The organism is Pedobacter sp. UYP1 (assembly GCF_040547305.1).
Lineage (GTDB): Bacteria > Bacteroidota > Bacteroidia > Sphingobacteriales > Sphingobacteriaceae > Pedobacter.
This window is the reverse complement of the sequence record NZ_JBEPPL010000002.1, coordinates 532,781-550,649: the sequence shown is the minus strand read 5'-3', so window position 1 is coordinate 550,649 and position 17,869 is coordinate 532,781. Positions and strand designations below refer to the sequence as shown.

Genomic DNA, 17,869 nt, shown 5'->3' with positions numbered 1-17,869 from the left:
TTATATTATTTCTTTTGTAATTCTGTATATTGTTATCGGACCTAAACCACCCCGTGGGCTAATTCCTTTTTTAATTTGTTTAGACTACCAGCTATACTGGCATCAAATTGTTTGTCTCCAACTTTAAGAATGAAACCGCCGATTAGTTTATCGCTGATCTTTTCTTTGATGATAACTTCATTTGCGCCAATCTCTCTTTTAACAACGCTGATAATCTCTGCTTTATTCGCATCAGTCAATGCTATAGCTGATAATACTTCTGCAGTCACAATACCTTTGATAGTATTATATTGTCTGACAAATGCTTTCGTAGTATCAAATAAAATAGCAGCACGACCTTTACTGACAAGCAATTTCAGATAAGATATAGTAATTGCGTGAACGCTCTTACTGAAGATCCCTTCCAAAATAGAATATTTTTTATCCAGAGGAATCACAGGATTCTGAAGAATAGCCTCTAGCTCACTGTTTTGATCAATAACCTGCTCAATAAGAACCATATCATTTTTCATCTCTTCCAAAGCATTTTGCTCTGTAGAAAGATCAATTAATGATTTGGCGTATCTTGATGCTGCTTTATTTTCTGACATGTTATTTTAATTTGTTGGCAAGGAATTAGTTCAATTCAATATCTTTCAATAAATCAGCAACGAAATCCTGTTGCTTAGCTTTATCAGCTAACTGATTGCGCAATACGCGTTCAGCAATATCAATTGATAATGATGAAACCTGATCTTTCAATTCAGCTAATGCAGCTTTCTTTTGATTTTCAATTTCAATTCTTGCTTTTTCAATTAATTTAGCGCCTTCAGTCTGTGCTGAATGTTTCGCCTCATTAACGATTGAATCTTTTAACGTTTTCGCTTCTTTCAGCATCAAGTCTCTTTCTGCACGGGCTTCTTTCATCAATTCCTCGTTCTGTGCAGCTAAGCGTACCATTTCCTGTTTCGCTAATTCAGCTTTATTTAAAGCCTCATCAATATTATGCTCACGTTCTTTGATAGCCGCTAATACAGGTTTCCATGCAAACTTGGCCAAAACAAACATCAACAATAGAAATGCTATTGTCTGAAAAACAACTAAACCAATTTCCGGTACTAATAATTCCATCTAAGTATATATATTAAATCTTTATTTCTTAAATCATAGTATGTACTTTGCAGCAATCCTGCAAAGTACATGACCATTTTTTTTAGTTGGCAATTAATGCAACAACTACTGCGAAAAGAGCAACCGCTTCAACGAAAGCAGCAGCGATTAACATCGCAGTTTGAATTTTAGAGGCTGCTTCTGGTTGACGAGCAATACCTTCCATAGCTGAACTACCGATTTTTCCGATACCTACTCCAGCGCCAATAGCAGCTAAACCAGCACCAATTGCAGCAATACTTCCTGTAATCATGATTATATATATTAATTGTTGTTAAAAAATTCTAATTAATGGTGTTCTTCTATCGCCATTCCAATGAATAACGCAGATAACATTGTAAAAATAAACGCTTGTATAAAAGCAACAAGCAATTCGATTGCTCCGATAAACAATGCAAATGGAACCGATACCAAGGAAACATAAACAGAGTTGAATACGAAGATCAAACCAATCAGTGATAACATTAAAATGTGACCCGCAGTGATGTTTGCAAATAAACGTATCGCAAGCGCAATAGGTTTAGTGAATACACCAATAATCTCAACTGGTACCAATACGATGTATAACCACCATGGTACATCAGGTGTAAAGATGTGTTTCCAGTAATATTTATTACCGTTGGTTACCACAATGATTAAAGTGATTACTGACAATACCGCAGTAACTGCAATATTCCCTGTTAAGTTAGCTCCTCCCGGAAGGAATGGAACCAGCCCCAGCATGTTGTTGATCCAGATAAAGAAAAACACAGTTAGCAGGTATGGCATGAAACGCTCATACTTGTGTCCCAGGTTTGGTCTTGCGATATCATCACGTACAAACAGGATAAGTGGCTCAACCCAGGATTGTAATCCTTTTGGAGATTTACCCACTCTCTTTTTGTAACCGTTAGCTACATTAAGAAATACCAGGAGCATCACTACTACTGAAAGTATCAAAGTACATACGTTCTTAGTAATAGAGAAATCAAGAGGACGTGCATTTGTTGCATGGTGATCAGCACCAAGTTCTACATACTCTCCCTCTGCATTTGCAGTTTCAGAAGCATAATAAATCTTTTCGTGCAATTTCACAAAACGCTGTCCGGCACGCTCGATTACTAATTTCGCTTCATCATCTCCATGAAACTCATTAGAATTGAACATTACCAATCCACCTTGCGTATACAAAATGACAGGCAGGCCAATAAAGGTATCCCCGATTACATGCCAGCTATGCGAATCCGCAATGTGGTGTAAGGCGAACTTACCTAAATTGAACTTTTTCTCAGCCTCTGGTTCGGCGTGAGCGGTTACAGTTGCTTTCGATGTGTCTTCCTGTGCATATAACAGGGGTGTTACAAAGAATAACGCTAAAAAAAGCGTAAAAACAAGGGTTAACCTATTAACTTTAAAATCAAAAACGTGGCTACAATCCATTTACTGGCAGATTTTTACTTATTATTTTGGTGGCGCAAGTTACATAACAGCGAGTATATTTCAAAGAAGCTGAACAATAAATATAAAGAAAAAAAGTTGAGGGCGAAAACCAACCCCTTTTCTTTAGTGTTCAGGCTGTAAATCAGTACAAAAGCCATAGAAAATATCATTTTCAAAACAATTGACCCCATAATCGCCATAATACCCGTCTCCGGATCCATTTTTATCCCCAGATAAGCCATTACATAAGCTATATAGGTGAGTCCGCCTATAAAACCAAAAAGTAACCAGAACTTATTAACGAGTAAGGTGACATTTGGAAATAATACAGGTAAGGCAAAAGCGACTCCGGCAAGGAGCAGCGAATAAATCAGATAGTATAACGTAAACTTTAAAACACTCAAAATACTTAATTTTTGACAAAAGTATGAGAATCTGATTGAATTCAGATGATATAATTATTTATTAGTTCAATTTAAGCGAAACAAGTCAAATTTATTTCTGGTAACCTTCTACCAGAAATAAATTTGGCGACGTTGTAGCTAAAAGGAACTGTAAATAGTTTATCAGATTAATTTTAAACAATTTCTGCAATTAACAGAGATTATGGGTGTTAGTCTTTACTGTTCAGTTGTCTGATAACCTGATATAAGGAAATGATCACGCCTAAAAGGCCGAGCAATGCAGTAAAAATCATTTTATCCTGATTTCTATACTGGTCAATTTTGTAGCCCGCGAAAGCAAATACGCCGATGGTTGCCAGCATCTGGAAACCCATGCCGGTATACTTTACAAAATTTGCTGATTTTTTCTCTTTTGGCTGGTCATTCATGAGGTTAATGTATTTAGCGGCTATAAAAACTGACAGCGGTAATAAATTTATAACAGCTTCTTAAACGGGCTCTTATAAAAAATTAATAATTTGCATTGAAATATTGATGAATAAAATATTTTTGCATACATTCTAGTCTATTTTAAATGTTGACTCAAACTACTTATTTGAAGAATCTCCTACGCTCCAGTTTGAAATTGTTATTATTTTACCTGGGAAGCTCTTTATTAGTGGCTTGTAGTACGCCTAAAGATACGGCAACAAGCAGGGCTATGCAAAATTTAACTGCACGTTATAATTATATTTATAACGCGAATGTGATCCTGAACAATTACGAGGAAGAAGCGTATAATTCCTATATAGATAATTACAGTGACGTTTTACCAATCTACACCGATCCGGAAAAATTCAGTTCAGAAAGCGTCCTTCATGCACCAGCCAACGACAGAGCGCTGGATGCCATCGTCAAAAAATCAAGAGCCATTATTGCCGATAAAGCTTTCAGTAATTATATAGATGATGCCTACCTGCTATTGGGTAAAGCTTATTACCTTAAAACCAATTATTTCGTAGCCGAAGAATACTTCGATTATACTGCCAAAACCTATACTAAAGATATGAACGTGCTGATTACAGCACAAAACTGGAAAGCAAGAAGTTTGATGCAGCTCAACAATATGGATGACGCTGCAATTATCCTGGATACTGTTTACGACAACCTGGAACTGGTGAAGAAGAAAAGGTCTGAACCTTACGGAACCATTGCACAGTCGTACATCTATCAGAACCGGTACAACGATGCGATCCCGATCCTGGAAAAAGCGGTCAAAGAAAGTCAATTGCACCGTAACCGTATCCGCTGGACTTTTATCCTTGCCCAGCTATACGAGCGTCAGAAGAAATACAAAGAAGCTTTGGCACTTTACACTAAAGTACAAAAAAGTAATGCTGGCTTTGAATTGTATTTCAATGCAAACCTGAACAGGATCAAAGTTACCGGTATCCTCAATGGAGAACACCTGAACCGGAAGAAGGAATTACAAGCCTTGTTGAAAGATGATAAGAACCTGGACTACCATGATCAGATTTATTATCAGATTGCAGAAGACTATGCTGAAGAAGATAATATAACCGAAGCAGAAAAGTTTTACAAATTATCTATCAGGAACAGCACCAAGAACAATTATCAGAAAGGGTTGTCCTATTTAAGGATGGCCGACCTGAATTTTAATAAACATAAAGATTTCCTGAAGGCAAAAGCGTATTATGATAGTACTGTAAGCGTATTGCCTAAAAACTATCCGGGTTATGCACAGATCGTAAAAAAGAGCCAGAACCTGGAATATATTACTGACAGGTACGACGTTATTGCTTACCAGGATACCCTGCAAATGCTGGCTAAACTCCCTGAGGCAGAGCGTATCGCTAAGATTAAAAAACTCACAAAAATTAAAGTAGCCCCTGTAGCCTCAAATAACGGAACTTTCAGAAATGATCTTTTTCCTGAAGCTGGGCGGCGTAACAATACCGGTGCACCAGTTACAGGTTCATTTTACTTTAGTAATCCAGCAGCATTAAGCAGAGGTTATACAGACTTTCTGACTAAATGGGGCAATAGAAAACAAGAGGATAACTGGAGACAGAGTATCAAATCGTCTTCACAAACCACTGCTGAAAGCATTGCCAAAGTAGAGAACGATGGCTACCCGACTGACAAAGTAGGGATAGAGAAAACTATTGCTGATAAAGATACGACTGGTAAAAAATACATGGCAGCTGTTCCCCTGACTGCTGAAGCCGTTATAGCTTCGAATGGAAAAATCATTGACGCTTATTATGAAATTGCAAGTTTTTATCAGCAGGAGTTGGATGATCAGCCTGAGGCTATCCGGATCTATCAATTGATATTAAGCAGATTCCCTGATAACAATCACCTGGGTTCCGTTTATTATAGCTTATACCTTGCCTATCAAAAAACAGAGCCTGCGAATGCAGCCAGGTATAAAGCGCTGGTGCTGGATAAATTTCCGGCAAGTGTTTATGCCAAAACTATCCTTGACCCCGACTATTCTATGAAACAGTCTGACCTGGAAGCTGCAGGAATTAAAAGATATAACCAGGTATTCGAATTGTATGAAGGAAAAGCATTCCCGTCAGTGATTACTGAAGTGAATACCACTATTCAGCAGTATCCGGCTGGTTCAATCAATCCTCAGTTAAGTTATCTGAGAGCTATAGCAATTGGAAGAACACAACAAATTGATAGTCTGACAGCGGCCTTTAAAGCAATAACAAATGCATATCCGGACGATAAATTAATCGTTCCATTGGTGAAAGAACACCTCGCTTACATTGCTACGCATCAGGGTGAATTCCGCAAAAGAAGGGTTGCTTTACCAGACTTTGATCCGGCAGAGCCTCGTTTCTTTACTTCAGCTCCTGTAGCCGAAAAGGTTGTGCAACCGAGTACACAACCAGATCTTCAGCCCATTGCACAACCGGCAAAAGAGAACCAGACTGCAGTAGTTAAACCACAAGTTATTGCACCAGCAGTTGTCAAGGAACCATCAGCCATCACCAAACAGATTCCGGTTGTTGAACCAGTAACCACTAAAGACGTTCCGGTTACCCAACCACAAGTAGCTGTCGCAACTCCAGTAACCCCGCCCGTTAAAACTGAGGTGACGCCTGTTGGAACAGTTGTACCGCCAGTGACTCCGCCTGTTCCGGTTGGAACGCCGGTTGTAGCTGTTGTCACTCCGGAAGTCACGGTCCCTGTTCCAGTTAAAACAGCAGAAGTTCCGGTTCCGCGTCCGGTGATTAAAGACAAAATCTTCAGTACAGAAATAGCTAAAGTCTATTATTTTGTGATTGATGTGGCAGATGCCAGCCTGACCCTAAGCTCTTCGCGATTTGGAATCGGTCAATTTAACCGTGGAAACTTCCCTGGAGGAGGTTTGAAACATCAATTAACAGAATTTGACAATGACCAACTGATATATGTTGGGAACTTTCTTAGTTTTGCAGAAGCAAAAAGTTACGCTGACGGAATAACTCCCCAATTAAAACAGATCATGAAAGTCCCTGCTGGCACGTACAGCAGCTTTATTATCAGTAAGGAGAATTTCGAAAAGCTCCGGAGCAAGGAGCTGGTAACTAAATATTTAGATTTCTACAAAAACAATTACTAAAAATGACCAAAAATATTTCGGCTGCAGAGATAAAAAGCTATAACATTACGCTCTGGAAGTTACTGATAGGTGCGATGATCCTGTTTGCAATCTTTATTGTTGCAATCGGTTTTGGGCTATTCGGAACCCTGCCATCCTTCAGAGATATTGAACATCCTAAAAGCAATCAGGCTACTGAAATATTAACAGAAGATAAAAGAGTATTAGGTACCTATTTTGTACAAAACCGCTCTAATGTAACTTACCCTGAGATCTCTCCAAATGTAATCAATGCTCTGATCTCTACAGAAGATACCAGGTTTAAAGAACATTCTGGGATTGACTTTAAGCGTACATTCACTATTATCTTTTATAATTTAGTGGGTAAAAAACAAGGGGCAAGTACCATCACACAGCAATTAGCCCTTAACCTTTTCTCAGAAGAAGGCCGTCAAAAAAACTTCTTCAAACGTTTAATGCAAAAATTCCAGGAATGGATTGTTGCGGTAAAACTGGAACGTAACTTTACCAAAGAAGAGATTATTACCATGTACCTGAATACTGTAGATTTTGGTAACCAGGCTTATGGAATTAAATCTGCAGCAAGAGTTTATTTCAATACGACGCCAGACCAGCTCACCGTAGCACAAGCTGCAACATTGGTTGGACTGCAAAAAGGAATTACCCGTTACTCTCCTACCCGTAACCCGGAAAGATCATTAGCCAGACGGAATACAGTAATGTCAAATATGGTCAAAGAAGACCTGCTGACACAACAACAGTATGACGAAGAAAAAGCAAAACCATTAGCCCTTAAATTCAGTGCAGCAACCGTAAATGATGGAATTGCTCCATATTTCAGAGCTGTGCTGAAAAACGATATCAAGAAAATCTTCCAGGAACGTTCTATCTTAAAAGCAGATGGTACACCATACGATCTGGACAGAGATGGCCTGAAAATTATCACGACCATCAATTACGACATGCAGGTTTATGCTGAAGAAGCGCAGAAAGATGCCATGCAGGTATTACAAGCCCAATTTACAAAAGGCTGGAAAGGCAGAAATCCTTTCAAGGATAAGGAGATGCAAATTGAGCAGGGTATTAAAAGATCTGACCGTTATAAAGCTTTGCAGCTGGAAGGAAAATCAGAATCAGAAATTAAAGCAGACTTCAATACCCCGGCCGAAATGAGCATTTTCACGTGGAAAGGAAATCTGGACACGCTGATGAAACCTATAGATTCTGTAAAATACTATAAATTATTGTTAAGAAATGCCATGATGGCGATGGACCCGAAAACCGGCTATGTTAAAGCATGGGTTGGTGGTATTAACTACGAACATTTCAAATACGACCAGGTGAAAATGGGGACCAGGCAAGTCGGTTCAACAGCTAAACCTTTTACCTATTCAGTAGCGATAGAAAATGGTTACTCGCCATGTTATCAGGTCTTGAATGAGCCGGTAACAATTGAAGTTCCGGGCAGTGCGCCATGGACGCCAAAGTCGGGTGGTACCTTACCAGGCTATATTACCTTGCAGAAAGCCCTGGCATTTTCTCAGAATTACATTGCTGCTTACCTGATGAAGCAAGTGGGCCCTACCGCAGTAGCGACACTGGCCAAAAGAATGGGAATCACTTCAAATGTACCTGCATATCCATCTATTGCATTAGGCTCTTTTGATGCCTCTGTATTTGATATGGTAGGTGCTTATAGTGTATTTGCAAATAAAGGGGTGTGGACACAGCCAACTTATATTTTAAGAATTGAAGATAAAAACGGAGTGGTTCTGTTCTCTCAAACACCACAAAAACACCCTGCGATGAACGAAGACGTCGCTTATGTGATGACCCGTATGCTGGAAGGTGTAGTTAAAAATGGTTATGGCTATGGCCTGATCAGTAAATATGGACTGAAAAATCCTATTGGTGGCAAAACCGGAACAACGCAGAATAACTCTGATGGATGGTTTGTAGGGATTACCCCTGATCTTGTTGCCGGAGTATGGACAGGTTGTGAAGACCGTGCATTTCACTTTATCAGTACCAGAGAAGGTGAGGGTTCAAAAACAGCCATGCCTATTTTTGGTGGTTTCTTAAAGAAAGTATATGCTAATCCTAAATTAAAAGTAGGCAAAGGCGACTTTGAAGTACCGAAAAGCGGTGTATCTATCACTTACGATTGTAACCAATATCAACAGCAACAAACTGATACCACAGAACTGGACAAGAAGCTGGGTTTTTAAATGAGCATTTTTGATTACAAAAAGGCGTTAGCCGATATTCCGCACAAACCCGGTGTTTATCAATACTGGGACCAGGAAGATACGCTTATTTATATCGGCAAGGCCAAAGATTTAAGAAACCGTGTCGGCTCTTATTTCAACCAGGATAACCAGATGAATGGTAAAACACGGGTATTGGTTTCCAAAATCCGCAAGATTACTTTTACCATCGTCGATACCGAAATTGATGCCTGGCTGCTGGAAAACAGCCTGATTAAAAAACATCAGCCAAGGTATAATATCATGCTGAAAGATGATAAAACCTATCCATGGATTATCATCAAAAAAGAACCATTTCCACGTTTGTACTGGACGCGTAAAATGATCAAAGACGGATCCACCTATTTTGGCCCTTATGCCTCTGTAGGGATGATGCACACCATCCTTGATCTGATTAAAGAAACTTACCCGCTGCGCACCTGTAACCTTCCGCTTACAGACGAGAATATCCATGCCGGAAAGTTCAAAGTCTGCCTGGAATATCAGATTGGCAATTGTAAAGGTCCTTGTCAGGCTTATCAATCGGACGAAGATTATGATCAGAGCATTGCAGAAATTAAAGATATCCTGAACGGAAAAATCGGTAACGTTATCAAAGACGTTAAACAGGTGATCAAAAAAGCGGTCGATGAATTGAATTTTGAATATGCCCATCAGTACCAGAAAAAATTATTGGTCTTAGAAAAATATCAAAGTAAATCGACTGTAGTCAACAGCTCCATTACCAATGTAGATGTGGTGAGTATTGCTTCTGATGAGCGTTATGCTTTCGTCAATTATTTAAAGATCATGAATGGAAGTATCATTCAGACGCAAACCATAGAGATCAAAAAACGACTCGATGAATCTGATGAAGAACTGCTTACCCTGGCTATTACAGAATTCAGGACAAAGTTCAGTAGTACTTCCAGGGAGATTATCGTTCCTTTTGATATCAAATTAAAAGATGAAAATTTAAAGTTTACCGTTCCTAAACTGGGTGAAAAGAAAAACCTGCTGGAACTTTCTCATAAAAACGTATTGTTCTTTAGACGTGAAAAGCTGAATCAATATGAAAAACTAAATCCTGATTTAAGGTCTGAACGCATTTTAACACAAATGCAGAAAGATCTGATGCTGACACAGCTGCCCGTTCATATTGAATGTTTTGATAACTCGAACTTTCAGGGCGCTTATCCCGTTTCAGCGATTGTGGTCTTTAAGGATGCAAAGCCTTCTAAAAAAGATTACAGGCATTTTAATGTAAAAACAGTAGAAGGCCCAAATGATTTTGCCACGATGGAAGAAGCTGTTTACAGGCGATATAAGCGCATGATAGAAGAAGAGGAGTCTCTACCTCAACTGATCATCATTGATGGTGGTAAGGGCCAGCTATCGTCTGCAGTAAGCAGTTTAAAAAAATTAGGGATAGAACATAAAGTTACTGTCATTGGTATTGCTAAGAGACTGGAAGAGTTATATTATCCGGGAGATAGCTATCCGCTGCACCTGGACAAGAAATCTGAGACACTGAAAGTTATTCAGCAGCTCCGTGATGAGGCTCACCGTTTTGGGATTACCTTTCATAGAAAGAAAAGAGATCAGGGCACTTTAAAGACCGAACTGGAAGATATTCCTGGTATTGGTAAGGCAACAGCCGATAAGCTTTTACGCCAGTTTAAATCCGTTAAAAAGATCAGAGAGGCAACAGCAGTTGAATTGGAAAAAGTGCTGAACAAAGCGCAGGTTAAAACCCTGCTGACTCATTTCGCTCCGAAAACCACTTAAATTTGCTGACCTTTTCAGTCGAAAGAATTTTAAATTTAACCTCATAAAAAAAGCGCTGCTATCTAATGATAACAGCGCTTTTTTTATGTTTTGATATTTATAAAGTTCTTAGTATTCCCACAAACTTTGTTCGTAGTCTGCCATTCCTTTTTTGATACGTTCTGATTCGTATAATTTTCTTGGATCTTTAGGATCGGTCTGATTCAAAATCTCTACGATAGTTTTATTGGCCGGGTTTGTTTCTTTCACGATATTACTGGAAAACAACCGTCTCACAAAGAAATCGTCGAAAGTGAGTACTGATGCATCATTTGATGGATCCTGCAGTTTCTTCTTGCTCAGTATGGTCCTGGCTTCATCATAATAAATCCAGAATACTGGTTGCCAGTTCCCTTCAACCATTTTCATGGGTGCAAGACCAACAATACGTGGTTCAAAGATTGAGCGCTTCACGTCAAGAATCCAATCTTCTTTAATTCTGTATTTTAAGAATTCATCTGCTCTTAAGCGTTTCAATACCGGATCTCCAATTTTACCTTTCTCATCAGCTTCTCCTTCAGAAGTTCCTCTTGCATTTCTCAATGCCTCAGCCGAAGTTAAAGCAATCTTGAAAGCGTCATTGTCTTCCAGGACTTTTCCAGCAGTCGTATCTTTAGGTGAATAAGCTGTTAGTTCTTCGTTTCCAATAGCTTCCAGCAGAATTTCTATCAATTTAGAGTTTTCTGTATTCAACACCGAATTGATAGTATCACGTAAATCGATTTCTCTCCAGATACGTTTAGAATAAAACACATCTTCTTCTCTGACATCCGCATACGGCACCATTACACTGCTATCTACATCTTTTCTCGCAAAAAAACCATCTTTTGGAGGTGTCTTGATTTTCGATTTTTTGAGCAGAGGTGTAGTCGCAGCAGCAGCTGTTGTAGCTACTGGTGTATTAACCGATGGTGTATTTACTGCAGGAGTATTCACCGAAGGGATAGCAACTGCTGGCGTAGTAATTGGGGTAACCGTTTCAGGCACTGGTTTAGTTACTTCTGTAGCCGGTACTGCAACCGCATCCGCAACTGGTGTAACTGCCGCAGGAGTTGATTTTGTTGGTTTTACCTTCGGACGCTGACTAACAACTGGTTTTACAGGTTTACTCTGCGCAAACGCTCCGGTTCCCAAAAACAACAGGATAATCAGATATAAAAATTGTTTCATCTTGATTCTATTTAGCTGTAAATGTTATACCATCTAAATTCTTTTGTCTGCCGTCAGGTCCTTCAGCAATGATATCTTTAAAGATTACAGTTGCTCCTGGTTTAATCGAATTCAAAGCCCCCTTAATCTGACCGCTGAATGAACCACCACTGTTAGGGATATTCACCGCATCCGATCTTGGATTAATAAAGGTAGCGTTAAACCTGATTACTTTATATTTAATATCAAATACAAAATCATCCAGCTGGGTCTCAATTGCACCAGACCTTGCCAACCATTCCAGTTCAACATTACCACCAGATTTACCTTTAATAAAGGCTTTTGGCGTAGGCAATGCTTTTACTCTGAATTCTTGTGAGCCTAAGTTTACAGTTTTACCAGCATTGTTCGCAGTTACATTAATGTGAACTGTTTTACCGATCTGATCACCGCCAACACTTACTGAGTATTTACCATTCGAGCCGCTCATTGAACCTCCCGAGATATTTGCTTTCACACTTTCCAGAGGAAAACCCGCAGCAGAAACTGAGAACGGATTAGGGATACCGGCATAAATTACGTTCATCTTATCTGGTGAAACCGTAGCCGATGGCTTGGCAACCTGGTAAGTTTGTTCAGGAGTTCTGTATTCTTTAATCTGTCCATCAGTTTGTTTCACACGGATTGTTCCAACCCATTTAAATACACCTACTGAACCCGTTCCGCCTGTATAAGTTCCTTTACCGTCTTTAATGGCCAATCTGCCACCACCAACGCTAATTTCAGGACTTGATTTAGAGTCACTTGCTGTTAAAAACACCTGTGCACTGTAAGGTTGTCCCTGAATCACATAAGAAGTAGGTGCAACCGCTACAGCTGCAAACTGATCCAGATTAACCAGCGACTTGTCCATGTTTCCGAACAACTTTTTAACAATTTCTGCTTCAGCATTTCTTGTATCTGACTGAATTTTAGTCAATACGGTATTCGCAGCAGTTAATGGGGTACCTTCTCCAAAGTTAATGTCTTCCCACTTCTTTTTACCTTCTATACTTTTTTCTGCATCTTTTGCTTCCAGAGAGAAGGAAACATGTTTACGGTCTTCGGCCTCTAACAGGGCAATTAATTTTTCACGTGTTTCATTAATCTTTGCTTTAAGCTTTTCGCCTTCTTTAGCATTGATCATAATGCCCTGAGCGATATCCTGGTTTCCTCTTTCTTTCAGGTCACCTGTTTCAGGGTCTATACCGCCACCGGCAGTATTGAATTGTTGTTTCAATTGCTGGATATAACCATTCAGGTCGTCCGCATATTTTTTTGCCTGATTGGCTTTATCCCAAATCGGCTGTGCCCTTCCAGGTTCCTCTTTAAGTTTAGTATTCTGAAATGCAGTGAACAACTGATCAATGCTCGTACTTACATTCGTGCGTGACGAATCCAAACTATCATTGATATTCTTAAAGGCATTCAGTATAGTATCAGATACGTTTAGCGCAAGCATAGCTAACAATACCAAATACATGATATTGATCATCTTCTGCCTCGTTGTTTCTTTTCCTCCGGCCATTAGTTATGGTTCTCTGTGGTTATAAATAAATTGATTACCTGATTATGGACGTGGCTGGTTCATCGCTGTTAACATGTTGCCATAAATAGCATTCAGCGAAGAAAGATTTTTAGCCAGTTTACCTACTTCTTCCTTAAATTGTTTTGAATCATCCATCGATTCATTGAAATTATTCATTGTCGCAGAAAGGTTCTGATAGAATTTATTCATTGACTTAAGGTGTGTAGTAGAATCCTGTAACTCTAATTCATAAACTGCGTTTAAGGCTGAAAGATTTTTAGAAAGGTTGTTCACCTGCTCATGGTAAGATTTTGAGGCATTACCACTTTCGCCCAGTTCTACCAATTGAGAAGTCGCTTTACTAAATGCGCCATTCAGCTGATCGAAACCTGCAGAAGCTTGTTTTACTTTTCCTGTGAAATCATTCGTCGCAACCGCTGCATCAGCAACCGTCGAAATGGTTGCTACTTTGTCTCCGAAGTTACGTAACCCGTTACCCAGGCTTTCAATTAATTCAGGGCCGATTTTAGCATCACCCAGCATTTTATCCAATGCTGCTGTAGAAGAAGGTCCCGCCGCAGCAACTGGTCTTGAAGTAGCTACAGGCAATTCGCCTTTAAAATCATCTCTTAACTCAGGATATACTTTTTCCCAGGCCAGTTCTGGCTCTGGTGGAAAAAATCCGGTGATAAAGAATAAGGCTGCTTCCACACCCAAACCTATACCAATGGCATAACTTCCCCAAATACCTCCAATGTGAAGGATTTTACATAATGCCCCCAAAATTACAATACTCGCTCCCCATGAGATTGCCGAGTGTAACCAATTAGAATTCTTTTTAGCTGCCATATTACTACTAGATAGATGTTATTTTTAAAATTTTATAATTGAGATTGAATCAACTTAATTTTTGAAGTGGATGTCAGTACCCGCATAAGAAGCAACACATCTGAATCCGATGTATGATCTCGCCTGATCCTGGTATTCGTAAGTACCCACTGAGTTCTGAAGGAAGAAGCCGATATCTTTCCAGGATCCGCCTCTAACAACTTTACGTTTAAGGTATTTACTATCTGTAGTTTTAGCTACGTAAGTGAAATTCGGGTTGAAATCCAGCAATTGAGGTGCTGCTGAATTGTTGTAAGCTGTTACTGTCCATTCAGCAACGTTACCAGCCATGTTATACAGCCCGTAATCGTTAGGGAAATAAGATTTCACATTAACGGTATATAAACCACCGTCATCAGAGTAATTTCCTCTGCCTACTTTAAAGTTGGCTTGCATACATCCTTTTGTATTTCTGACATAAGGTCCACCCCATGGGTATTTTGTCTTCACATTACCACCTCTTGCTGCATATTCAAACTCAGCATCAGTCGGTAATCTGTATTCAGGACGTGAGCTTAAAGGAATTTTTCTGGAAGCAGCAACCGGCTCATATAAGCGGGTACGCCAGAAGCAGAATGCGTTGGCTTGTTCCCAGGTTACCCCTACTACAGGATAATTATCATAAGAAGGGTGATTGAAGTAAGATTTCACCATCGGATCATTCTGAGAGTAAGAATAATCTATTTTCCAAACCATCGTATCCGGGTAAACGCTCACCGAAGGAAACTGATTCGGGTTATTCGGATCTGGTGAATCCACATAACTTTCAATAAAGTCTTTACGCTTTTTGGTCGGATCTTTTCTTCCGGCTTCCGCCAGGTCAAGATTTACGAAACTATAAGAATATCTTAATTTTCTGATGTCTAAGTCATTGCGACCAGGTAATGCGTCATCACCTGCATAATACATGTCCTTGAATTTATTGCTCAGACCACCTTTTTTATCATTCCACATCGCAGAACCATTACCGACTTTTTTCCAGTCAATATTTTTTTGTCCTGAGGTGAGGCTTGCCCCGCCTGCAGTCTGGCCTTTAGGGGTAATGAAATAACCCGGAGCCCCGCTTGGGCCAACAGAAGTTAATGCAACTGAGTCTCTTACCCAATTTACAAACTGTCTGTACTTTGCGTTAGTGATCTCAGTTTCGTCCATATAAAACGCACTGAATGAGGTCATCTTACTGGGAGAAGTCTGTGAGTTGTTAATATCCTCGTCAGACATACCAATAAGCGTTTTGCCCTGAGGGATGTAAACCATTCCCCTTGGCATTTTCTTGTTGTTAAATTTTTTATTGTATACACCAACCAGCTCTCCTTGCCCACCTTTTCCGCAGCTTGAAAACAATGCTGTAATTAATAAAAAACCCAGTGTGTAAATTTTCCTCATAAGCCCTGGAGCAATTTTACAACAATTTTATCAAATATGATTGATATAAACAATTATTATGAGATAAATATAAGTCTTAAACACAAAAAAAGCAAGATGTTAATAATTATATAACATCTTGCTTAATAGATTAAAAGAATTTAGCAGGCCAATTGATTCCCCAATTTGGGAAAATTTATCAACAGTACTATTTTACTTATTGGATTTCTTAATATAATTTTCAATCGCCATGATCATCGAAGGCGATTCCGGTGATGGTGCGGCAATGTCTACGATCAGGTTATTATCCATAATCGCTTTATGTGTGTTTACTCCAAATGCTGCAATCCGCGTATTATTTTGCTGGAATGTAGGGAAGTTTGTATAAAGCGATTGGATACTTGACGGGCTGAAAAAGGCAATCATGTCATAAGTCACTTCAGCCAGATCTGAAAGATCGCTTACTACGGTCTTAAACAATACTGCCGGGGTCAGATCGTATCCATTTTTCAACAGGAAATTCATGGTATCTTCCGTCGCTACGTCAGAACATGGATAAAGAAATTTCTCCCCTGCATGTTTCTTCAATACTTCCGATAAATCGGCAGCAGTCTGCTTACCGAAAAAGATCTTCCGTTTCCGGTACTGGATATATTTTTGAAGATATAGAGCGGTTGATTCTGAAATACAAAAGTACTTCAGATCTGCAGGCACTTCGTACCGCATTTCCTCACTAATTCTAAAAAAATGATCTACCGCATTCCTGCTTGTAAAAACTACAGCAGTAAAATCAGCTAATGTGATCTTGTCTTTTCTGAAGTCCCTTGCTGGAATACCTTCCACATGAATGAAGGATCTGAAATCAATTTTTAAATTGTATTTCTTAGCCAAATCAAAGTATGGGGACTTCTCTGTTTCGGGCTTTGGCAAAGTTATCAGTATACTTTTTACTTTACGCAACCTATCTTCTGTTTTTTCTTGCATTTTACCTAATTACAGCTCCAATCCTATGGCCTTGATTAATATCAAAATAGGACATATTTCGAGGGCACAAAAGTACATAAATAAATAGAACTTCGAAAACCGATAATGAGATAAAATATTTATTCCTGCTCTTATAAATTGAAACGTGAAGATAATCCCCAACAAAATAAATGAGATAACTATGTAGTATATACCATATTTCATTGGCGATAAAGCAAAAGCGACAACCAGTGGAATGAAGATTAAAGAGATGTTAAAATAACTCAAATATAATATAGAAACGTACTCGTGGACGGCTTTTTGGATGTTAAACAGATGTCCGAGCACACGCAATAAAAGAATTTTCGTCGCATAGAGTACGACAATAAGAATGGAAACACTGACGAAAAAACGGAAGCCCTGGTGTACGTAAGCGAGCTGATAATATTGTGCAACGAGATAAAAAAACATCCCGATTGTGAAGCCAAATTGTATAAATAAAAATAAAAATGGCCACGAACTGAACACATTATCTTCTTTATTCAGGTTACTTAGTCCGCGATTACTGTAAAAAGATTGGATAATACTCTGTAATTGCTTCGCAAAAGAGATCCTGAGGATGGCAAAAACAACCAGTAACAGGACGATAAAACCGAGTACCCAGGTCTGTCCTTTGTGCAAAGGATTACCTGTCCTGAACTTGCTTACTTTCTTAAGTTTGCTGTACTTTTTAAACCAGGCATCGAGATCAAGTTTTTCGAAAACATTGGCTTTCATGATGCTGTCCATCAGGATATGTTTGTTGATCAGCGAGTCCGGAAGAATCCAGGTATGTGTCATGATGGAGTCGGTGACGAACTTTTGCCGCACCAAAAAAGCAGAGTCTCTGACCACACGAGGTTTATAAAACCTGCGTTGTATGGTAGAATCTCTGACAACTGGCAAATTCTGCGCATTCGCCTTTCCAAAGCCCGCTATGCACAGCAGGAAAAAAGTCATCAAAAAGTATTTATACATCGACCTATTAACGTAACGGGATTATTCCTTTGTGCAAATCTAAGATATTATTATTTCACATTCATGCTTTGCTACAGATTAGCACGGCCTCTATAAGTAAAGTCTTAGTTAAGTATGGATCTGCATCAGGTCTGCCTCAACTCCATAGTGATTCTACGTATTTTCAGGAAAAGGTGGACTCATACCCTAGTCAACCAGCCGCGTGCAATAACCTCCTCTTTACAAAAGCAGGCAGAAATTCAAAAATTAATAAGCG

Annotated in this window: 15 protein-coding genes; 3 read left to right on the top strand and 12 right to left on the bottom strand. The window is 39.2% G+C overall.

The window, feature by feature from the left end:
- Nucleotides 1-41 precede the first annotated feature (41 nt).
- From atpH to ABIB30_RS06375, 6 genes are all read right to left on the bottom strand, one after another.
- Nucleotides 42-590: an ATP synthase F1 subunit delta gene (gene atpH / locus ABIB30_RS06400; RefSeq protein WP_068403875.1), complete on the bottom strand. Its 549-nt coding sequence runs from the start codon at nucleotides 588-590 to the stop codon at nucleotides 42-44.
- 25 nt (nucleotides 591-615) lie between these two features.
- Nucleotides 616-1,110 carry a F0F1 ATP synthase subunit B gene (gene atpF / locus ABIB30_RS06395; protein WP_111634180.1) on the bottom strand — a complete coding sequence of 165 codons (495 nt, stop codon included), beginning with the start codon at nucleotides 1,108-1,110 and terminating at the stop codon, nucleotides 616-618.
- A gap of 82 nt (nucleotides 1,111-1,192) precedes the next feature.
- Nucleotides 1,193-1,399: an ATP synthase F0 subunit C gene (atpE, locus tag ABIB30_RS06390; protein ID WP_041879754.1), complete on the bottom strand. Its 207-nt coding sequence runs from the start codon at nucleotides 1,397-1,399 to the stop codon at nucleotides 1,193-1,195.
- Between the two features lie 38 nt (nucleotides 1,400-1,437).
- On the bottom strand, nucleotides 1,438-2,568 hold the full coding sequence (atpB, locus tag ABIB30_RS06385; protein ID WP_354300337.1) for a F0F1 ATP synthase subunit A: 1,131 nt from the start codon (nucleotides 2,566-2,568) through the stop codon (nucleotides 1,438-1,440).
- 14 nt (nucleotides 2,569-2,582) lie between these two features.
- Nucleotides 2,583-2,972 (bottom strand): hypothetical protein, encoded by a 390-nt coding sequence (locus ABIB30_RS06380; protein WP_354300335.1) that lies wholly within the window; start codon nucleotides 2,970-2,972, stop codon nucleotides 2,583-2,585.
- Between the two features lie 209 nt (nucleotides 2,973-3,181).
- Complete coding sequence (locus ABIB30_RS06375; protein ID WP_354300333.1) at nucleotides 3,182-3,400, bottom strand: AtpZ/AtpI family protein; 219 nt, start codon at nucleotides 3,398-3,400, stop codon at nucleotides 3,182-3,184.
- Between the two features lie 167 nt (nucleotides 3,401-3,567).
- Here ABIB30_RS06375 and porW point away from each other — a divergent pair, with 167 nt between their 5' ends.
- From porW to uvrC, 3 genes are read left to right on the top strand one after another with little or no spacing between them, the layout of a single operon-like run.
- Nucleotides 3,568-6,591 (top strand): type IX secretion system periplasmic lipoprotein PorW/SprE, encoded by a 3,024-nt coding sequence (gene porW / locus ABIB30_RS06370; RefSeq protein WP_354300331.1) that lies wholly within the window; start codon nucleotides 3,568-3,570, stop codon nucleotides 6,589-6,591.
- 2 nt (nucleotides 6,592-6,593) lie between these two features.
- Entirely contained in the window at nucleotides 6,594-8,819 is a 2,226-nt protein-coding gene (locus ABIB30_RS06365; RefSeq protein ID WP_354300329.1) for a penicillin-binding protein 1A, read from the top strand.
- Nucleotides 8,820-10,625 (top strand): excinuclease ABC subunit UvrC, encoded by a 1,806-nt coding sequence (uvrC, locus tag ABIB30_RS06360; protein WP_354300327.1) that lies wholly within the window; start codon nucleotides 8,820-8,822, stop codon nucleotides 10,623-10,625.
- A 108-nt stretch (nucleotides 10,626-10,733) separates the two neighbouring features.
- On the opposite strand, the gene porN is transcribed toward uvrC, so the two are convergent.
- The 6 genes from porN to ABIB30_RS06330 all read right to left on the bottom strand — a co-directional run bounded on the left by porN (nucleotide 10,734) and on the right by ABIB30_RS06330 (nucleotide 17,595).
- Entirely contained in the window at nucleotides 10,734-11,834 is a 1,101-nt protein-coding gene (porN, locus tag ABIB30_RS06355; protein WP_354300325.1) for a type IX secretion system ring subunit PorN/GldN, read from the bottom strand.
- A 7-nt stretch (nucleotides 11,835-11,841) separates the two neighbouring features.
- A complete protein-coding gene (gene porM / locus ABIB30_RS06350) occupies nucleotides 11,842-13,380 on the bottom strand; it encodes a type IX secretion system motor protein PorM/GldM (protein ID WP_354300323.1) in 1,539 nt (512 codons plus the stop codon).
- Between the two features lie 42 nt (nucleotides 13,381-13,422).
- Complete coding sequence (porL, locus tag ABIB30_RS06345) at nucleotides 13,423-14,229, bottom strand: type IX secretion system motor protein PorL/GldL (RefSeq protein WP_354300321.1); 807 nt, start codon at nucleotides 14,227-14,229, stop codon at nucleotides 13,423-13,425.
- 54 nt (nucleotides 14,230-14,283) lie between these two features.
- The gene (gene porK / locus ABIB30_RS06340) at nucleotides 14,284-15,654 is read right to left on the bottom strand and encodes a T9SS ring complex lipoprotein PorK/GldK (protein ID WP_354300320.1); all 1,371 of its coding nucleotides are present in this window, start codon (nucleotides 15,652-15,654) and stop codon (nucleotides 14,284-14,286) included.
- Between the two features lie 192 nt (nucleotides 15,655-15,846).
- Nucleotides 15,847-16,617: a uroporphyrinogen-III synthase gene (locus tag ABIB30_RS06335; RefSeq protein WP_183866089.1), complete on the bottom strand. Its 771-nt coding sequence runs from the start codon at nucleotides 16,615-16,617 to the stop codon at nucleotides 15,847-15,849.
- A gap of 9 nt (nucleotides 16,618-16,626) precedes the next feature.
- Nucleotides 16,627-17,595: a DUF4271 domain-containing protein gene (locus ABIB30_RS06330; RefSeq protein WP_354300317.1), complete on the bottom strand. Its 969-nt coding sequence runs from the start codon at nucleotides 17,593-17,595 to the stop codon at nucleotides 16,627-16,629.
- Between the last annotated feature and the right edge of the window lie 274 nt (nucleotides 17,596-17,869).